The following is a 15,416-nucleotide window of genomic DNA, read 5'->3' as shown; positions in this document are numbered from 1 at the left end:
TTTGCGTTTCGGCGCAGGCATTTTCCCGTCCCGCCCCGTCATGGGGCGGGGCTGTTTGTGATTCAAGGAAAACGGAGTCGTTATGGCTGGTCATTCCAAGTGGGCGAACATCAAGCACCGCAAAGAGCGCCAGGATGCCAAGAGAGGCAAGGTCTTCACCAAGTGGATCCGCGAACTGACGGTCGCTGCCAAGCAGGGCGGCCCTGACCCGGCATCCAACCCGCGCCTGCGCCTGGCGCTGGACAAGGCCCTGGGCGCCAACATGAGCCGCGACATCATCGACCGCGCCGTGGCCCGTGGTGCGGGCACCAACGAAAGCGACAACGTCGAAGAGCTCAGCTACGAAGGTTACGGCCCGGGTGGCGTGGCGATCATGGTCGAAGCCATGACCGATAACCGCAACCGGACCGCCGCCGCCGTGCGCCATGCCTTTACCAAGTGTGGCGGCAACCTCGGTACCGATGGCTCGGTGGCCTACCTGTTCGAGCGCAAGGGGCAGCTCAGCTTTGCGCCGGGCGTGGACGAAGACGCGTTGATGGAAGCGGCGATGGAGGCCGATGCCGACGACGTTGTAGCCAACGAGGACGGTTCGTTCGAGGTATTCACCTCGTTCAACAGTTTCTATGCCGTGCGTAACGCCCTCGAAGAGGCCGGCTTCAAGGCCGCTGACGCGGAAATCGTCATGCAGCCGACCACCAGTGCCGAACTTGACCACGAGGGTGCCGAGAAGGTGCTCAAGCTGATCGACATGCTCGAAGACCTGGATGACGTGCAGAACGTCTACTCCAACGCCCAGATTTCCGACGAGATCATGGAAAACCTCGGCTAAGGTCTGCAGACTCGCCGAGTCAAGGCTGCTATTGGGGCTGCTGTGCAGCCCATCGCCGGCAAGCCAGCTCCCACAGGTACCGCGCTTTTCTTGAAGCTTGTGCTGTACCTGTGGGGGCTGGCTTGCCGGCGATGGGCCGCGCAGCGGCCCCTATGGTCTTGCAACCTTAGTTTTTTACGACAGGCACTATGACTCTGATTCTAGGTATCGACCCCGGCTCGCGAATCACCGGCTACGGCGTCGTCCGCCAGACCGCCCGTGGTTGCCAGTACGTGGCGTCGGGTTGTATCCGCACCGGCAGCGGCGAGCTGCACGAGCGGCTGCAGATCGTTTTTCGTGGTGTCAGTGAAATCATCACCCAGCACGGCCCGGTAACCATGGGTATCGAGCGGGTGTTCATGGCCCGCAACGCCGACTCGGCGCTGAAGCTCGGCCAGGCGCGCGGCGCCGCTATCGTTGCCGCTGCCGAAGCCGGCCTGGAAATCGCTGAATACAGCGCCACTCAGGTCAAGCAAGCCGTAGCCGGCACCGGTGGGGCTAATAAGGAACAGGTGATGATGATGGTCATGCACCTGCTGAAACTGACGCAAAAGCCGCAGATCGATGCCTCCGATGCGCTGGCCATTGCCCTGTGCCATGCCCATACCCGCTCCAGCCTGGTGCCCCATGGCCTGGCCACCGCACGGCGACGCGGCGGGCGCTTGCGTCTTTGAGCGCTTCATGCGCAGATACAAAATTTGTCCGGGTGAAGCATTCACCCGCCGCATTTGCTGATAGGGTTGAGCGGTCGTTGACCGGCTCCCCGAGAGGAAGGATCGGAACGTGATTGGACGTTTGCGCGGCACCCTGGCGGAAAAACAGCCGCCGCACCTGATTATCGACGTCAATGGCGTGGGCTACGAGCTCGAAGTGCCCATGACCACGCTGTACCGTCTGCCCAAAGTGGGCGAAACCGTCACTGTGCATACCCATCTGGTGGTGCGCGAAGACGCCCACCTGCTCTATGGTTTTGCCGAAAAGCGCGAGCGCGAGCTGTTCCGCGAGTTGATCCGCCTGAACGGCGTAGGGCCCAAGCTGGCCCTGGCGTTGATGTCCGGGCTGGAGGTCGACGAGCTGGTACGTTGCGTGCAGGCCCAGGATACTTCGGCCCTGGTACGCGTGCCGGGGGTCGGCAAGAAAACCGCCGAACGCCTGCTGGTCGAACTCAAGGACCGCTTCAAGGCCTGGGAAACCTCGCCGGCCATGTATACCCTGGTGTCGGATGGGCCGTTGCCGGCCGCCAGCGCATCAAGCGCCGAGGCCGATGCAGTCAGTGCCCTGGTCTCGCTGGGCTACAAGCCGCAGGAAGCCAGCAAGGCGATTGCCGCAATCAAGGACAAGGCCGGCTTGAGCAGTGAAGAACTGATACGCCGCAGCCTGAAAGGGATGATTGCCAAGTGATCGAAGCCGACCGCCTGATCGCCGCCAGTGGCCGCGACCGTGAAGAAGTCCAGGACCGTGCGATCCGGCCGCTGAGCCTGAGCGAGTACATCGGTCAGCCGGTGGTGCGCGAGCAGATGTCGTTGTTCATCCAGGCTGCTCGCGGGCGCAGCGAGTCGCTCGACCACACGCTGATCTTCGGCCCCCCAGGCTTGGGCAAGACCACCCTGGCCAACATCATCGCCCATGAAATGGGCGTTTCGGTGAAGAGCACCTCTGGGCCGATTCTGGAGCGCCCGGGTGATCTGGCGGCCATGCTGACCAACCTCGAACCGCACGACGTGCTGTTCATCGACGAGATCCACCGGTTGTCGCCGGTTGTCGAAGAGGTGCTGTACCCGGCCATGGAAGACTTCCAGCTCGACATCATGATCGGCGAAGGGCCAGCGGCCCGTTCGATCAAGCTCGACCTGCCGCCGTTCACCCTCGTCGGTGCAACTACCCGTGCCGGGATGCTCACCAACCCGTTGCGTGACCGCTTCGGCATCGTCCAGCGCCTGGAGTTCTATAGCGACAAGGACCTGGCCACCATCGTCAGCCGCTCGGCCAATATTCTTGGCCTGGCCATCGAGGACCTGGGTGCCTACGAAATTGCCCGCCGCGCCCGTGGCACGCCACGAATCGCCAACCGCCTGCTGCGCCGCGTGCGTGACTACGCCGAGGTGCGCGGCAAGGGCCAGATCACCAAGGCCGTGGCTGACATGGCGTTGAACCTGCTGGACGTCGACGAGCGCGGTTTTGATCATTCCGACCGTCGCCTGTTGCTGACCATGATCGAGAAGTTCGATGGCGGCCCGGTGGGCGTCGACAACCTGGCGGCGGCCATCAGCGAAGAGCGCCATACCATCGAAGACGTACTCGAGCCCTACCTGATTCAACAGGGTTACATCATGCGCACGCCGCGTGGCCGCGTCGTCACACGGCATGCCTACCTGCACTTCGGTCTGAATATTCCAGGGCGCCTGGGGGAGGGCGCAGATTATTCGGAACCGGGCGATGAATGACAGATCGAAACCGACTTTTCGTGGTCCTACCGCAGGCACGCCGAATGGTTGCTGGCAATAAGACATTAATGACGAAAAAACAGTTGCCACAGCGGATTGGCAAGCCGAGGAGTAAGCACTAGAGTATGCGCGCGCAAAATGGCCTGGAACCGTTCGTACACCGTTGTCGCGTCTATTACGAGGATACCGATGCCGGTGGCGTGGTGTATTACGTCAACTACCTGAAATTCATGGAGCGCGCGCGCACCGAACGCCTGCGGCACCTGGGGTTCTCCCAGTCGCAACTGGCCGAAGACAATCTGCTGTTCGTGGTCCATTCCAGCGAAGCGCGCTACCACGCGCCGGCGCGGCTGGACGACCAACTGCGGGTCACCGCGCAAGTACTTGAACTCAATCGCGCCAGCCTGCGTTTCGTCCAGCAGGTTTGGCGCGAAAACGATGAAACGCTGCTCTGCGAGGGGCAGTTCCTGGTGGCCGCAGTGCGTGCTGACACTTTCAAACCCCGAGCCATACCCCCCCAGCTGCGCGACGCTTTTGCGGCGGACGGCTCGGGTAATCAATCGAACGCAGGAGAATAAGCGTGGAAGCTAACGTCGTCGACCATACCTCCATGTGGAGTCTGGTCAGCAATGCCAGCGTGGTGGTTCAGCTGGTAATGCTGACCCTGGTGGCCGCCTCGGTCACCTCATGGATCATGATCTTCCAGCGCAGCGCCATGCTGCGCGCCGGTCGTCGTGCGCTGGATGCCTTCGAAGAGCGCTTCTGGTCGGGCATCGACCTGTCCAAGCTGTACCGTCAGGCAGGCAGCAACCCAGACCCGGATTCAGGCGTGGAGCAAGTATTCCGTGCTGGCTTCAAAGAGTTCTCGCGCCTGCGCCAGCAGCCGGGTGTAGACCCGGATGCGGTCATGGAAGGCGTGGGCCGTGCCATGCGCGTGGCCATCTCGCGCGAAGAAGAAAAGCTCGAGCAGAGCCTGCCGTTCCTGGCCACCGTCGGTTCCACCAGCCCGTACATCGGCCTGTTCGGTACCGTATGGGGCATCATGAACTCCTTCCGCGGCCTGGCCAGCGCCCAGCAAGCGACCCTGGCCACCGTTGCCCCGGGTATCGCCGAAGCCCTGGTGGCTACGGCCATCGGCCTGTTCGCGGCCATTCCGGCGGTCATTGCCTACAACCGTTTTGCCGCGCGCAGCGAAGTGCTGATCGGCCGTTACTACACCTTCGCCGACGAGTTCCAGGCGATCCTGCACCGTAAAGTGCACACCAGCGAAGAGTAATCAGGTAGAAGCCCATGGCCCGAGTTCGCCACAAACGCAAGCCCGTTGCCGAGATGAACGTGGTGCCCTACATCGATGTGATGCTGGTGCTGCTGGTCATCTTCATGGTGACGGCGCCCATGCTCAACCAGGGCGTGAAGGTCGACCTGCCCAAGGTTTCCAGCGAAGCCTTGCCGCAGGACAACAACGTCCAGATCCTCACCATCTCCATCAAGGCCGACAAGACCTATTACTGGAACCTCGGCAGCGAAGTCGATACCGACAAGCAGATGGACAAGGCCATGACCCTGCCGGCCATGACCGATGCCGTGACCAAGATCATTGCCGCCGGCCGTGACCAGGGCAAGCAGACCCAGGTATTCATTCGGGGTGACAAGGCGGTCGACTATGGCGCGGTCATGGGTGCCATGGGCGGGTTGCAGAAGGCCGGTGTCGGTAACGTTGGCCTGATTACCGAGGCGCCCTGATGCAACAGCGAGAGCCATCCGCCTCGGAAAGCTACTTCTGGCCCAGTGTCTGGGCCATCGGTCTGCATGTGCTGGTGTTCGGCTTGCTGTTCGTCAGTTTTGCCATGACGCCTGAGCTGCCGCCTTCCAAGCCAATCGTCCAGGCTACCCTGTACCAGCTCAAGTCCAAGAGCCAGGCGACCACCCAGACCAACCAGAAGATTGCCGGGGAAGCGAAGAAAACCGCGTCGCGCCAGACTGAAGTCGAGCAGCTGGAGCAGAAGAAGGTCGAGCAGGAGGCCATCAAGGCTGCGGAACAAAAGAAAGCCGACGCCGCTCAAAAGGCCGAAGAGGCTCGCGAAGCCGCCGAGGCGAAAAAAGCCGAGGACGCGGCCAAGGCCGCCGAAGCCGCCAAGGCCAAGCAAGCCGCCGAAGCCAAGAAGGCCGACGAAGCGAAGAAAGCCGCCGAGAAGCAGCAGGCTGACATCGCCAAGAAGAAGGCCGAGGACGAAGCGAAGAAAAAAGCCGAAGAAGAGGCCAAGAAAGCGGCCGCTGAAGAGGCGAAGAAACAAGCCGCCGAGGACGCCAAGAAAAAGGCAGCCGAAGAGGCCAAGAAGAAAGCAGCCGAGGACGCCAAAAAGAAAGCGGCGGCCGAGGACGCGAAGAAGAAGGCAGCTGAAGAGGCCAAGAAGAAGGCCGCTGCAGACGCCCAGAAGAAAAAGGCACAGGAAGCGGCTCGCAAGGCGGCAGAAGACAAGAAAGCCCAGGCCCTGGCCGAGCTGTTGTCCGATACCACCGAGCGGCAGCAGGCCCTGGCTGACGAGCAAGGTGACCAGGTGGCCGGCGATTTCGACGACCTGATCCGCATGCGCGCGGCCGAGGGTTGGGCGCGTCCGCCTTCCGCGCGCAAGGGCATGACGGTGACCCTGCAGGTAAGCATGTTGCCGGACGGTACCGTTACCAGTGTCAGCGTGGTCCGTTCCAGTGGTGACGGCCCGTTCGACAGTTCGGCGGTGGCTGCGGTCAAGAACATTGGTCGTTTGACCGAGATGCAGGGTATGAAGCCGAGCGATTTCAACCGTTATCGTTCGTTCAAGATGACATTTACACCTGAGGATCTAGCGTTGTGATTAAACGTCTGAGAGGACTGCTGGTCTTGCTCTGCTGCGTGGCAGGCTTGGCGGTGGCAGAGGAAAAGAACATCCTGGTCACCAGCGGCAGCGACCGGGCCACGCCCATCGCGGTAGTACCGTTCGGTATGCAGGGCGGTAGCGTGTTGCCTGAAGACATTGCCGACATCATCGGCAACGACCTGCGCAACTCTGGCTACTATTCACCGATTCCGCGGCAGAACATGATCAGCCAGCCGTCGCAGGCCAGCGAAGTGATCTTCCGTGACTGGAAAGCCCTGGGCGCCCAGTACGTGATGGTCGGTAGCATCGTGCCGTCGGGTGGTCGCCTGCAGGTCCAGTACGCGCTGTTCAACGTCGCCACCGAGCAGCAAGTGCTGACCGGTAGCGTGGCGGGCAGCACCGACCAGTTGCGCGACATGGCGCACTACATTGCAGACCAGTCGTTCGAGAAGCTCACCGGCATCAAGGGTGCGTTCTCGACCCGCATGCTGTACGTGACTGCCGAGCGCTTCTCCACCAACAATACCCGCTACACCCTGCAGCGTTCGGACTACGACGGTGCACGTGCGGTCACCCTGCTGCAATCGCGCGAGCCTATCCTGTCGCCGCGGTTCGCACCGGATGGCAAGCGTATTGCCTACGTATCGTTCGAACAGAAGCGCCCGCGCATCTTCGTGCAGAACATCGATACCGGCCGCCGCGAACAGGTGACCAACTTCGAGGGCCTGAACGGCGCGCCAGCCTGGTCGCCTGACGGTTCGCGCCTGGCCTTCGTGCTGTCCAAGGACGGCAACCCGGACATCTACGTGATGAACATGGCCTCGCGCCAGATCAGCCGCGTAACCGCCGGCCCTGGTATCAACACCGAGCCGTTCTGGGGTAAAGACGGCAACACCATTTACTTCACCTCCGACCGGGGCGGCAAACCGCAGATCTATAAACAGTCGGTCAGTGGGGGGGGGGCCGAGCGCGTAACCTTCGTGGGTAACTACAACGCCAACCCGAAACTTTCGGCAGACGAGAAAACCCTGGTGATGATTCATCGCCAGCAGGGCTTTACCAACTTCAAAGTGGCGGCACAGGACTTGCAGCGCGGAAGTGTAAAGATTCTCTCGGAAACAAGTCTTGATGAGTCTCCCACTGTTGCGCCAAACGGCACCATGCTAATCTACGCCACCCGCCAGCAGGGCCGGGGAGTCTTGATGCTCGTGTCGCTTAATGGCCGCGTGAGGCTCCCACTTCCTACCGCTCAAGGCGAAGTCAGAGAACCGTCCTGGTCCCCTTACCTGAACTGATTGCGGCGTAATACGTTTTGCTTAACACACTGGGGTTTCATTAGGAGTTTCACGATGGAAATGCTGAAGTTTGGTAAATTTGCTGCGCTGGCTCTGGCCATGGCCGTAGCTGTAGGTTGCTCCTCGAAGGGCGGTGACAACGCAGGCGAAGGCGCTGCTGTAGATCCTAACGCTGGCTACGGTGCCAACACTGGCGCTGTCGACGGCTCCCTGAGCGAAGAAGCCGCCCTGCGCGCAATCACCACCTTCTACTTCGAATACGACAGCTCGGACCTGAAGCCAGAAGCCATGCGCGCTCTGGACGTTCACGCCAAGGACCTGAAAGCCAACGGCAACCGCGTTGTTCTGGAAGGTAACACCGACGAGCGCGGCACCCGCGAGTACAACATGGCTCTGGGTGAGCGTCGTGCGAAAGCCGTTCAGCGCTACCTGGTTCTGCAGGGTGTTTCCCCTGCTCAGCTGGAAGTGGTTTCCTACGGCGAAGAGCGTCCAGTTGCTACCGGCAACGACGAGCAGTCCTGGGCTCAGAACCGTCGCGTAGAACTGCGTAAGTAAGTTCTTATGCGTATGTGCCGCCGTGTAGTAACCGTCCTCGCACTCAGCCTGCCGCTCGCGGCCTGGGCTGAGGTCCCTGTAGTAGATGACAACGCAGGCAGTTATCCGCCCGCGGGTTATGGCACGAGCGGCGCCTATGCCGGGTCGGGGGCTTCGGCCCCTGCCTCTGCACAGGGCCAGCTGTTCATGCAGCTGCAACAGATGCAGGACCAGCTTTCCCGCCAGCAAGGCATCATCGAAGAGCTGCAAAACGATGTGTCGCGCATGAAGCAGGAAAACCTGGAGCGATACCAGGACCTGGACCGTCGCATCAACAGTGGTGCCGCACCTGCCGCAACCCCTGACAATTCCTCCGGTGGTGCATCCAATGCCGCCTCCGGTGCAGCAGCCGGTGCTGCTGCGCAACAACCGGCCGCCAGTAGCGAGCCCGGTGATCCGGCGAAAGAGAAGCTTTACTACGATGCAGCTTTCGACCTGATCAAGCAAAAAGACTTCGACAAGGCCAGCCAGGCGTTCACCGCCTTCCTGCGCAAATACCCGAACAGCCAGTACGCCGGCAATGCCCAGTACTGGTTGGGTGAGGTGAACCTGGCCAAGGGTGACTTGCAAGCCGCCAGCCAGGCGTTTGCCCAGGTCAGCCAAAAGTACCCCAAGCACAGCAAGGTGCCAGACTCGCTTTACAAGCTGGCCGACGTCGAGCGCCGCATGGGCCACACCGACAAGGTCAAGAGCATCCTGCAACAGGTCATCACCCAGTATCCCGGCACCTCTGCCGCGCAATTGGCACAGCGTGACCTGCAAAAGCTCTAAGGCCCTTTGCAGTAGCGTTTGAAATAAACCCGCGCCAGTCGCGGGTTTTTTCGTTAGAATCACGGCCCTTTTTTCGTAAACACGCTGCTGCGGATAACGCGATGTCGAGTCCGCGGCAGTGCCTGACGGAGGCGGGCAGCCTGTTTAGCTGTCACGCCCGTGGCGAGCATGCAAGACACATTACGCATCACCGAAGTCTTTTACTCTTTGCAGGGTGAAACACGAACGGCTGGGCTGCCCACGGTATTCGTGCGGCTCACCGGTTGCCCCCTGCGCTGCCAGTACTGCGACAGTGCCTACGCATTCAGTGGCGGTACCGTTCGTACCCTCGATTCGATCCTTGAGCAAGTGGCCGGCTTCAGGCCGCGCTACGTGTGTGTCACCGGTGGCGAACCGCTGGCCCAACCGAATGCGCTGCCGCTGCTGCAGCGGCTGTGCGATGCCGGCTACGAGGTGTCGCTGGAGACCAGTGGCGCGTTGGATATCGCCGGCACCGACACCCGGGTCAGTCGTGTGGTAGACCTGAAGACCCCAGGTTCCGAAGAGTCGCACCGTAACCTCTATTCGAACATCGACCAGCTGACCCGCAACGACCAGGTCAAGTTCGTCATCTGTTCCCGCGAGGATTACGACTGGGCAGTTTCCAAGCTGATCCAGTACAACCTGGCCGAGCGTGCCGGTGAAGTGCTGTTTTCACCCAGCCATCATCAGGTGAGCGCCAGCGACCTGGCAGACTGGATCGTCGCCGACAACCTGCCCGTGCGCTTCCAGCTGCAGTTGCACAAGCTGCTGTGGAACGACGAACCCGGGCGTTGATTGAGGAGTAAATACACATGACAGAAAAACGCGCAGTCATCCTGTTGTCCGGTGGCCTGGACTCGGCCACGGTGGTCGCCATGGCCAAGGCCGACGGCTACAGCTGCTATACCATGAGCTTCGATTACGGCCAGCGCCATCGCGCCGAGCTGAACGCCGCCGCCCGCGTGGCCCGCGACTTGGGCGTGGTCGAGCACAAGGTCATTGGCTTGAACCTGGACGGTATTGGTGGTTCGGCCTTGACCGACAGCAGCATCGACGTGCCGGAAACCCCCGGTGAAGGTATTCCGGTGACCTATGTGCCAGCGCGCAATACCGTGTTCCTGTCGCTGGCGCTGGGTTGGGCTGAAGTGCTGGAGGCGCGTGATATCTTCATTGGCGTGAACGCCGTGGACTACTCCGGCTACCCGGATTGCCGCCCTGAGTTCGTCGAAGCGTTCGAGCGCATGGCCAACCTGGCGACCAAGGCCGGGGTTGAAGGGCAGGGCTTCCGGATCCAGGCGCCGCTGCAGAATATGAGCAAGGCGCAAATCGTGCAGGCCGGTATGGCCCGCGGCGTGGACTATAGCCTGACTGTTTCCTGCTACCAGGCCGACGATGAAGGGCGTGCCTGCGGCAAGTGCGACAGCTGCCGCCTGCGTGCCGATGGCTTCAGGGCTGCCGGTGTCGACGACCCGACTCGCTACGCTTGAACTGATCAGAGGGTATTGATTTCCCGTTAGAAATCAGTATTATACGCGCCATCCAACGGGTCGTTAGCTCAGTTGGTAGAGCAGTTGGCTTTTAACCAATTGGTCGTAGGTTCGAATCCTACACGACCCACCATATTCACAGCGGTTCGTGAGTGCTAGAGCGGGGCTTGCCACAGCCATGTCTAGTCTTGCAGCCGTCTGGAGCGACCCTTAGGCGCGCTTCAGCGTGATGTAGATATGAAATAGCCCGCAGCCTGCACAGGTTCGCGGGCTTTTTCGTTGGCCCAGCCAGCGGAAGCATCCGTCTTGAACCCTTGGCCCACCTGCGGCCACTGCTCAAAGAAAAACCATGCAAAACAGCTTCATAGCTGAGGCAGGTCATCGTTTTTCGCCTACGCACAACCCTACCTGCTCCGGTATGCCAAAAAAGTCGCAGTTAGAGGTGAGGTGTCAGCTCCACCTATACGACCCGACGACGTTGACTGATGCCACTGTCTCCATCAGCGCGCCAATGAGGATTTGGCGAGGAGATGTGAGGATGAGGGATGGCTTGTTCACGGCTGGGCTCTGGGGCAACTGACTGTGGGCGTCAGAATGCCGAGACCAGGTGGAGGGGCGCCTCAAGAAATACTTATCTGAGGTCCGTAGAATTTATTCTCTAAGCCGGTCACGCTTTGGTGAAGTGGATTGATCCACTCTGATAGGGCAATTGTACGGCCCAGACCGATTACAATGGGTCGAAGTGAAGCCAGGGAGTAGGCGTATGGCAAAACTGATATGTGGGGAGTCTTATGCAGCGGAAAAACACCAACTCGCTGGCGTTTGAAGCTTGGGTATCAGAATTTCTTGGGTAAGCGTCCGGCCATGTCATATTGACCCTCCAGCTAAAGTCAGCTTCCGACCGGGACATAGACTGTGTACCATGGGTTGAGGCTTATGCTGCCTGCCGCTCGCGCCGTTAAGGAAAGGTGAAAGCATATCTGCTCCAACCCATTCGTATCTCTCTTGATAGTCGGGGTTTGGTAACGCGGGCACCAAGACGCTTCGACTCCAGGAGGAATCATGTCGACAATTGAAAACGCTAAGCGTATGGCCAAGTCTCTTCGCACCTTGCTTGAAGCTCGCGATCATGAGGTGACCCATTCGGTAGCTCTTGAAATGGTGGCTCAGCAACTGGGCTACAAAGATTGGAATACGGCTTCAGCAGCGCTCCCTCATGGTCTGACCGGCTCTGAAATCAAGCTGGAGAAAGCTATTCCGATATTGCGAATGTTCGATGAAGCGAAGGCGAGGGAGTTTTACCTCGATTTTCTGGGCTTCAGTGTCGAATTCGAGCATCGCTTCGAAGCGGATCTTCCCCTCTACCTAGGGCTCAGCCGGGATGGAGTGCAGGTCCACCTTTCTGAGCATCATGGTGACGCAAGCCCAGGAACGACCATCTTTGTTCCCATGCAGAACATTGAGCTGTTTCGGGACGAGTTGATCACCAAACGCTACGGTTTCGGGCGACCCGACATTGTGGAGCAGGGATGGGGAAAGCTTTTGGAGGTATACGATCCGTTCGGTAACCGTATCCGTTTCTGCCAAAGCTGACTCGAATGCTTTCAGGCGTTAGCTTCCGTTCTTAGAATCAACGAGGCGCCTGTTCAACTAAATGAGATTGAGCAGGCTTCCTTGTATGCAAATACTTGATCTCGGTTAGCTAGGCTGGCGACCATTGATACGGTAGCAGTTGTTCGATTTCACTGGCCTTCTGCGTCGGCAAGCGCGTCAGCACGTCCTTGAGATACGCATATGGATCGTGCCCATTCATACGCGCCGACTGGATCAGGCTCATGATCGCCGCAGCCCGTTTGCCGCTGTGCAGCGATCCGGCGAAGAGCCAGTTCGACCTACCGAGCGCCCACGGCCTGATCTGGTTTTCCACGGCATTGTTGTCGATGGGAACAGCCCCATCCTCCAGGTAACCCGTCAGCGCTACCCAGCGTTTCAAGCTGTAATCCAGTGCCTCGGCCGTGGCCGAGCCCTCAGGCATGAGCGCGCGCTGAGCCAGCATCCACTCGTGCAACTTTTCAGCGATGGGCACCTCAACTTCCTGGCGTAATCGCCAGCGATCTTCACCGCTCACGTCCCTGGCCTGCCGTTCGACTTCGTACAAGCCGCCGTTGGAGTGCAGCGCCTATTCGGCCAACTGGCTTTTGTTCGCCACATGCAGATCGAAAAACTTGCGCCGGGCGTGGGCCATGCAGCCGATTTCGGTGATGCCCTGCTCGAAACCGGCTTTGTAGCCTGCGAAGTCATCGCACACCAGCTTGCCGTTCCAGGTGCCCAGGAAGTTGCGCGCATGTTCGCCTGCACGGCTGGGGCTGAAGTCGTAGACCACCGCTTTCAGTGCCGAGAACGGCGTGGTGCAGTAGGCCCAGACATATGCGCGGTGCGTTTTCTTTTCGCCCGGCGCCAACATCTGCACCGGTGTTTCATCAGCATGGACGACGTGCTGGGCCAACACGGCTTCGAGCAATGCATCTACCAGCGGTTGCAGTTGTACGCCGGTTTGGCCGACCTACAGAGCCAGCGTCGAACGCGAGATTGCCAGGCCGGCACGGCCAAAGATTTTTTGCTGCCGGTACAGCGGAAGATGGTCGGCGAACTTGGCCAACATCACGTGAGCCAACAGCCCAGCCGTGGGGATGCCCTTGTCGATCACCTGTGCCGGTACCGGCGCTTGAGTCAGTGTTTCGCACTGACGGCAGGCCCACTTGCCACGCACATGTTGCTCGACCGTGAACACGCCGGGGGTGTAGTCCAGCTTCTCGCTGACGTCTTCGCCGATGCGTTGCAGCTGGCAGCCGCAGGCAAAGTTGGTGTTCTCCGGCTCGTGATGAATGACGGTACGTGGGAACTGCGGCGGCAGCGGCGCACGCTTGGGTTGTTGGCGTGGTTCGTCCGGTGCCGGGGCGGGACGAAGGGCTTTCAACTCGGCGTCGATGGCTTCAAGGTCGGTGTTGAGCAAGTCATCCAGCAAGCTACCTTGCGCCGGGCTGATCTGCTCACTGCGCTTAGCAAACTTGTAACGTTTGAGGATGGCGATCTCGTGAGAGAGCTGCTCGATGACGATCTTGTCGCGGCGGTTCTCTTGGCCCATGGTGTCGACCCTCGACAGCAACTGCGCCGCGAGTGCGCGCAGTTGATCGGGCGTCATCTGGTCGAGATTGGGCGAGGAAGTCATGCCGTGAATTTTACCAAAGCAGCCCCACCCGACACAGCTAAACGACCCGATTCAGAGCAACGTAATTGCGCCGTTTGCGCCAACCCGCTGCCAAGGCAGGCCCAGAACCAGCGCTTGAAGTTGTTCGGCGTCGAGTTCAACTTCCAAACCTCGATTGGAGCCAGGCCAGTGAAATTTACCTTGGTTCAGGCGGCGCGCGGCCAGCCAGATACCCACGCCGTCGTGCACCAGTACTTTCAGCCGATTGGCGCGGCGATTGGCGAACAGATAAGCGCAGTGCGGCTTCGCCGCACCGAGCACCGCGATCACACGGGCAAGGGCAGTTTCGGTACCGGCGCGCATGTCCATGGGCTCGGTGGCGAGCCAGATGGCGTCGATGCGGATCATTGGGAGAGGCTGCGGATCAAGCGGGCGCAACCGTCCGGGTTGGAGATCGGCCAGTTCACAGTGACTGTGCGCTGCCCGGAAGAAATTTCGATGCGAGCTACATCCTGCCGAGCTGGCGTCGCCACAGCGGTCTCAAGCTTCAACGGTACAAATGCAGGCAAGGCACAAGCCTGCCGGTCACGGTAGATAGGTATCCACTTGCGAACCAGATTGGCGTTGATACCGTGCCGCAGGGCCACGCTGGCAATGGAAACATCAGGGTTCAGGCATTCCTGAACAACCTGGGCCTTGAAGGGTTTGGGATAAAAGGTGCGCTGACGCATGGTATTCCTTGAATTAAAGGCGATGGTGTCCACGTATTTTTAGGTGGACACCATCGCCCTTAATCCGGGGATTCTGAAGGTGTGTTCGGCAGACGCTTACTTTCTTGGTGCCCATTTCCGAGATGAAGGGTGCTACGACAAAGCGGTCTTGGCCGCCGAAATGCTGGAGCACCGACGAGAGCTGAGCTCAAAGGAGTTGGTTGAGATAGTCAGGAGGGCCAACGCCATGCTGGCCATCCTTCCAGGACATGATCACGGAGCCTAGGGCGTTGGGACAATCGATAGCCCCCGAGCACTTGCTCCCAGAAAGTCAAGGTCGATGGCGCAAAAAAATGCTAGAGCCAAAGCACTTATGGCAATCACTACGGCAATAATGACGAGCTGCATTCCATGATCGCTCGGATACATGCTCTCGCTCCTAGTACGGTGAGCTTAAATAAGATATTTGCGGATTCAAAGGTCAGACGGCCTGTGCTGACTTGATCGGAGTTTCTCTAGGGCTTTCAGAGCTTACATCAGGCCACATACCCCACAAATTGTCTGATACATTTCCATGCCGCAGACTAACTTGTAAAGCATGCCCCGCCAAGCTGTTGAAGGGCTTTCTGCAAAGCCAATCACGAGTGAGCGCATACCCTGACGCGCTATTTCCTGTGTTCGACCTGGTGACTGCCATCGCAATCGATGCGATTAGGGTTATCCGCGCAGCTCTCCTGATAACTGAAGTATTTGCAGCCACCGAGCAGGTTCAGCACTGCCACAATTGCGAGAATTTTCATAACGACCTCCGGGAAGGGGATGGGGCGCTAAGTTTGCTTAAATTTAGCTTAGCAAAGCGATTTGGTCATGCCTTTCATGATCCTCTGCTAGAGTTCTACACGCAACTGACGCACCTCATTTGGACATCAGGGAGATCGTTCATGAAAAAACTGTTCGTAGCCTCTGTTATCGCGCTTTCGGCGCTGCTGACTCTGTCGGCCGTACACGCAGAAGGAGACGTCGCCGACGGCGTACGGCATGACGTACGCGAGGTCGACAAAGGCGTTGACCACGATGCCAAAGAAATTGACAAGGGCATCAAGCATGATGATAAGGAAATCGACAAAGGTGCCGAGCACCTAGTGAATCGCCCCTGGTTTCGT

17 protein-coding genes, 1 tRNA gene and 1 pseudogene are annotated in these 15,416 nt (G+C 59.6%); 16 read left to right on the top strand and 3 right to left on the bottom strand.

What is annotated here, in order from left to right; all coding sequences use genetic code 11:
• Positions 1–82: 82 nt before the first annotated feature.
• The 15 genes from B3361_RS07150 (at position 83) to B3361_RS07080 (ending at position 11,928) form a co-directional block, all read left to right on the top strand.
• Positions 83–829, top strand: coding sequence for a YebC/PmpR family DNA-binding transcriptional regulator (locus tag B3361_RS07150; RefSeq protein WP_054905829.1), 747 nt, complete (start codon positions 83–85; stop codon positions 827–829).
• Positions 830–1,017: 188 nt separating this feature from the next.
• Complete coding sequence (ruvC, locus tag B3361_RS07145; RefSeq protein WP_054905830.1) at positions 1,018–1,542, top strand: crossover junction endodeoxyribonuclease RuvC; 525 nt, start codon at positions 1,018–1,020, stop codon at positions 1,540–1,542.
• A 109-nt stretch (positions 1,543–1,651) separates the two neighbouring features.
• Complete coding sequence (ruvA, locus tag B3361_RS07140; RefSeq protein WP_054905831.1) at positions 1,652–2,269, top strand: Holliday junction branch migration protein RuvA; 618 nt, start codon at positions 1,652–1,654, stop codon at positions 2,267–2,269.
• Positions 2,266–3,312 carry a Holliday junction branch migration DNA helicase RuvB gene (gene ruvB, locus B3361_RS07135; RefSeq protein ID WP_029887414.1) on the top strand — a complete coding sequence of 349 codons (1,047 nt, stop codon included), beginning with the start codon at positions 2,266–2,268 and terminating at the stop codon, positions 3,310–3,312. Before ruvA ends, ruvB begins: the two co-directional genes overlap by 4 nt.
• A 125-nt stretch (positions 3,313–3,437) precedes the next feature.
• The gene (gene ybgC / locus B3361_RS07130; RefSeq protein ID WP_009684053.1) at positions 3,438–3,890 is read left to right on the top strand and encodes a tol-pal system-associated acyl-CoA thioesterase; all 453 of its coding nucleotides are present in this window, start codon (positions 3,438–3,440) and stop codon (positions 3,888–3,890) included.
• Positions 3,891–3,892: 2 nt separating this feature from the next.
• The gene (gene tolQ / locus B3361_RS07125; RefSeq protein ID WP_009684054.1) at positions 3,893–4,588 is read left to right on the top strand and encodes a protein TolQ; all 696 of its coding nucleotides are present in this window, start codon (positions 3,893–3,895) and stop codon (positions 4,586–4,588) included.
• Between the two features lie 14 nt (positions 4,589–4,602).
• Complete coding sequence (gene tolR / locus B3361_RS07120; RefSeq protein ID WP_003254760.1) at positions 4,603–5,055, top strand: protein TolR; 453 nt, start codon at positions 4,603–4,605, stop codon at positions 5,053–5,055.
• Entirely contained in the window at positions 5,055–6,164 is a 1,110-nt protein-coding gene (gene tolA / locus B3361_RS07115; protein ID WP_054905832.1) for a cell envelope integrity protein TolA, read from the top strand. The genes tolR and tolA overlap by 1 nt, the downstream gene beginning before the upstream one ends.
• Complete coding sequence (gene tolB, locus B3361_RS07110) at positions 6,161–7,462, top strand: Tol-Pal system beta propeller repeat protein TolB (protein ID WP_009684057.1); 1,302 nt, start codon at positions 6,161–6,163, stop codon at positions 7,460–7,462. Before tolA ends, tolB begins: the two co-directional genes overlap by 4 nt.
• 54 nt (positions 7,463–7,516) lie before the next feature.
• Positions 7,517–8,017: a peptidoglycan-associated lipoprotein Pal gene (pal, locus tag B3361_RS07105; protein WP_029887416.1), complete on the top strand. Its 501-nt coding sequence runs from the start codon at positions 7,517–7,519 to the stop codon at positions 8,015–8,017.
• A gap of 6 nt (positions 8,018–8,023) precedes the next feature.
• Positions 8,024–8,827, top strand: a complete 804-nt coding sequence (gene ybgF, locus B3361_RS07100; RefSeq protein ID WP_054905833.1) for a tol-pal system protein YbgF — start codon at positions 8,024–8,026, stop codon at positions 8,825–8,827.
• 168 nt (positions 8,828–8,995) lie between these two features.
• Positions 8,996–9,643: a 7-carboxy-7-deazaguanine synthase QueE gene (gene queE / locus B3361_RS07095; RefSeq protein WP_009684060.1), complete on the top strand. Its 648-nt coding sequence runs from the start codon at positions 8,996–8,998 to the stop codon at positions 9,641–9,643.
• A 17-nt stretch (positions 9,644–9,660) separates the two neighbouring features.
• Complete coding sequence (queC, locus tag B3361_RS07090) at positions 9,661–10,335, top strand: 7-cyano-7-deazaguanine synthase QueC (RefSeq protein WP_009684061.1); 675 nt, start codon at positions 9,661–9,663, stop codon at positions 10,333–10,335.
• 57 nt (positions 10,336–10,392) lie between these two features.
• Positions 10,393–10,468 (top strand) — tRNA-Lys (locus B3361_RS07085).
• A gap of 929 nt (positions 10,469–11,397) precedes the next feature.
• Positions 11,398–11,928 (top strand): glyoxalase superfamily protein, encoded by a 531-nt coding sequence (locus B3361_RS07080; protein WP_054905834.1) that lies wholly within the window; start codon positions 11,398–11,400, stop codon positions 11,926–11,928.
• Positions 11,929–12,037: 109 nt separating this feature from the next.
• Here B3361_RS07080 and tnpC read toward each other — a convergent pair.
• The 3 genes and pseudogenes from tnpC to tnpA form a co-directional block, all read right to left on the bottom strand.
• Positions 12,038–13,564: pseudogene (tnpC, locus tag B3361_RS07075) on the bottom strand (IS66 family transposase).
• A 51-nt stretch (positions 13,565–13,615) separates the two neighbouring features.
• Entirely contained in the window at positions 13,616–13,951 is a 336-nt protein-coding gene (tnpB, locus tag B3361_RS07070; protein WP_054906282.1) for an IS66 family insertion sequence element accessory protein TnpB, read from the bottom strand.
• Positions 13,948–14,274 carry an IS66-like element accessory protein TnpA gene (gene tnpA, locus B3361_RS07065; RefSeq protein ID WP_054906283.1) on the bottom strand — a complete coding sequence of 109 codons (327 nt, stop codon included), beginning with the start codon at positions 14,272–14,274 and terminating at the stop codon, positions 13,948–13,950. The genes tnpB and tnpA overlap by 4 nt, the downstream gene beginning before the upstream one ends.
• A 920-nt stretch (positions 14,275–15,194) precedes the next feature.
• Between tnpA and B3361_RS07060 the strand changes: the two genes are divergently transcribed.
• The coding region (locus B3361_RS07060; RefSeq protein WP_286920150.1) for a hypothetical protein at positions 15,195–15,416 on the top strand (222 nt) is incomplete at its 3' end.

This window comes from Pseudomonas sp. UBA6699 (assembly GCF_002454615.1).
In the GTDB taxonomy this organism is placed as follows: Bacteria; Pseudomonadota; Gammaproteobacteria; order Pseudomonadales; family Pseudomonadaceae; genus Aquipseudomonas; species Aquipseudomonas juntendi.
The sequence above is the reverse complement of the archived record's forward strand: the minus strand, read 5'-3'. Positions and strand labels throughout refer to the sequence as shown.

What these genes read in the sequence shown, in the direction of transcription:
- tolR (WP_003254760.1), top strand. Translation starts at nt 4,603, where the DNA reads ATGGCCCGAGTTCGCCACAAACGCAAGCCCGTTGCCGAGATGAACGTG.
- queE (WP_009684060.1), top strand. Translation starts at nt 8,996, where the DNA reads ATGCAAGACACATTACGCATCACCGAAGTCTTTTACTCTTTGCAGGGT.
- ybgC (WP_009684053.1), top strand. Translation starts at nt 3,438, where the DNA reads ATGCGCGCGCAAAATGGCCTGGAACCGTTCGTACACCGTTGTCGCGTC.
- tolA (WP_054905832.1), top strand. Translation starts at nt 5,055, where the DNA reads ATGCAACAGCGAGAGCCATCCGCCTCGGAAAGCTACTTCTGGCCCAGT.
- tnpA (WP_054906283.1), bottom strand. Translation starts at nt 14,274, where the DNA reads ATGCGTCAGCGCACCTTTTATCCCAAACCCTTCAAGGCCCAGGTTGTT.
- queC (WP_009684061.1), top strand. Translation starts at nt 9,661, where the DNA reads ATGACAGAAAAACGCGCAGTCATCCTGTTGTCCGGTGGCCTGGACTCG.
- tnpB (WP_054906282.1), bottom strand. Translation starts at nt 13,951, where the DNA reads ATGATCCGCATCGACGCCATCTGGCTCGCCACCGAGCCCATGGACATG.
- B3361_RS07150 (WP_054905829.1), top strand. Translation starts at nt 83, where the DNA reads ATGGCTGGTCATTCCAAGTGGGCGAACATCAAGCACCGCAAAGAGCGC.
- pal (WP_029887416.1), top strand. Translation starts at nt 7,517, where the DNA reads ATGGAAATGCTGAAGTTTGGTAAATTTGCTGCGCTGGCTCTGGCCATG.
- ruvC (WP_054905830.1), top strand. Translation starts at nt 1,018, where the DNA reads ATGACTCTGATTCTAGGTATCGACCCCGGCTCGCGAATCACCGGCTAC.
- ybgF (WP_054905833.1), top strand. Translation starts at nt 8,024, where the DNA reads ATGCGTATGTGCCGCCGTGTAGTAACCGTCCTCGCACTCAGCCTGCCG.
- B3361_RS07080 (WP_054905834.1), top strand. Translation starts at nt 11,398, where the DNA reads ATGTCGACAATTGAAAACGCTAAGCGTATGGCCAAGTCTCTTCGCACC.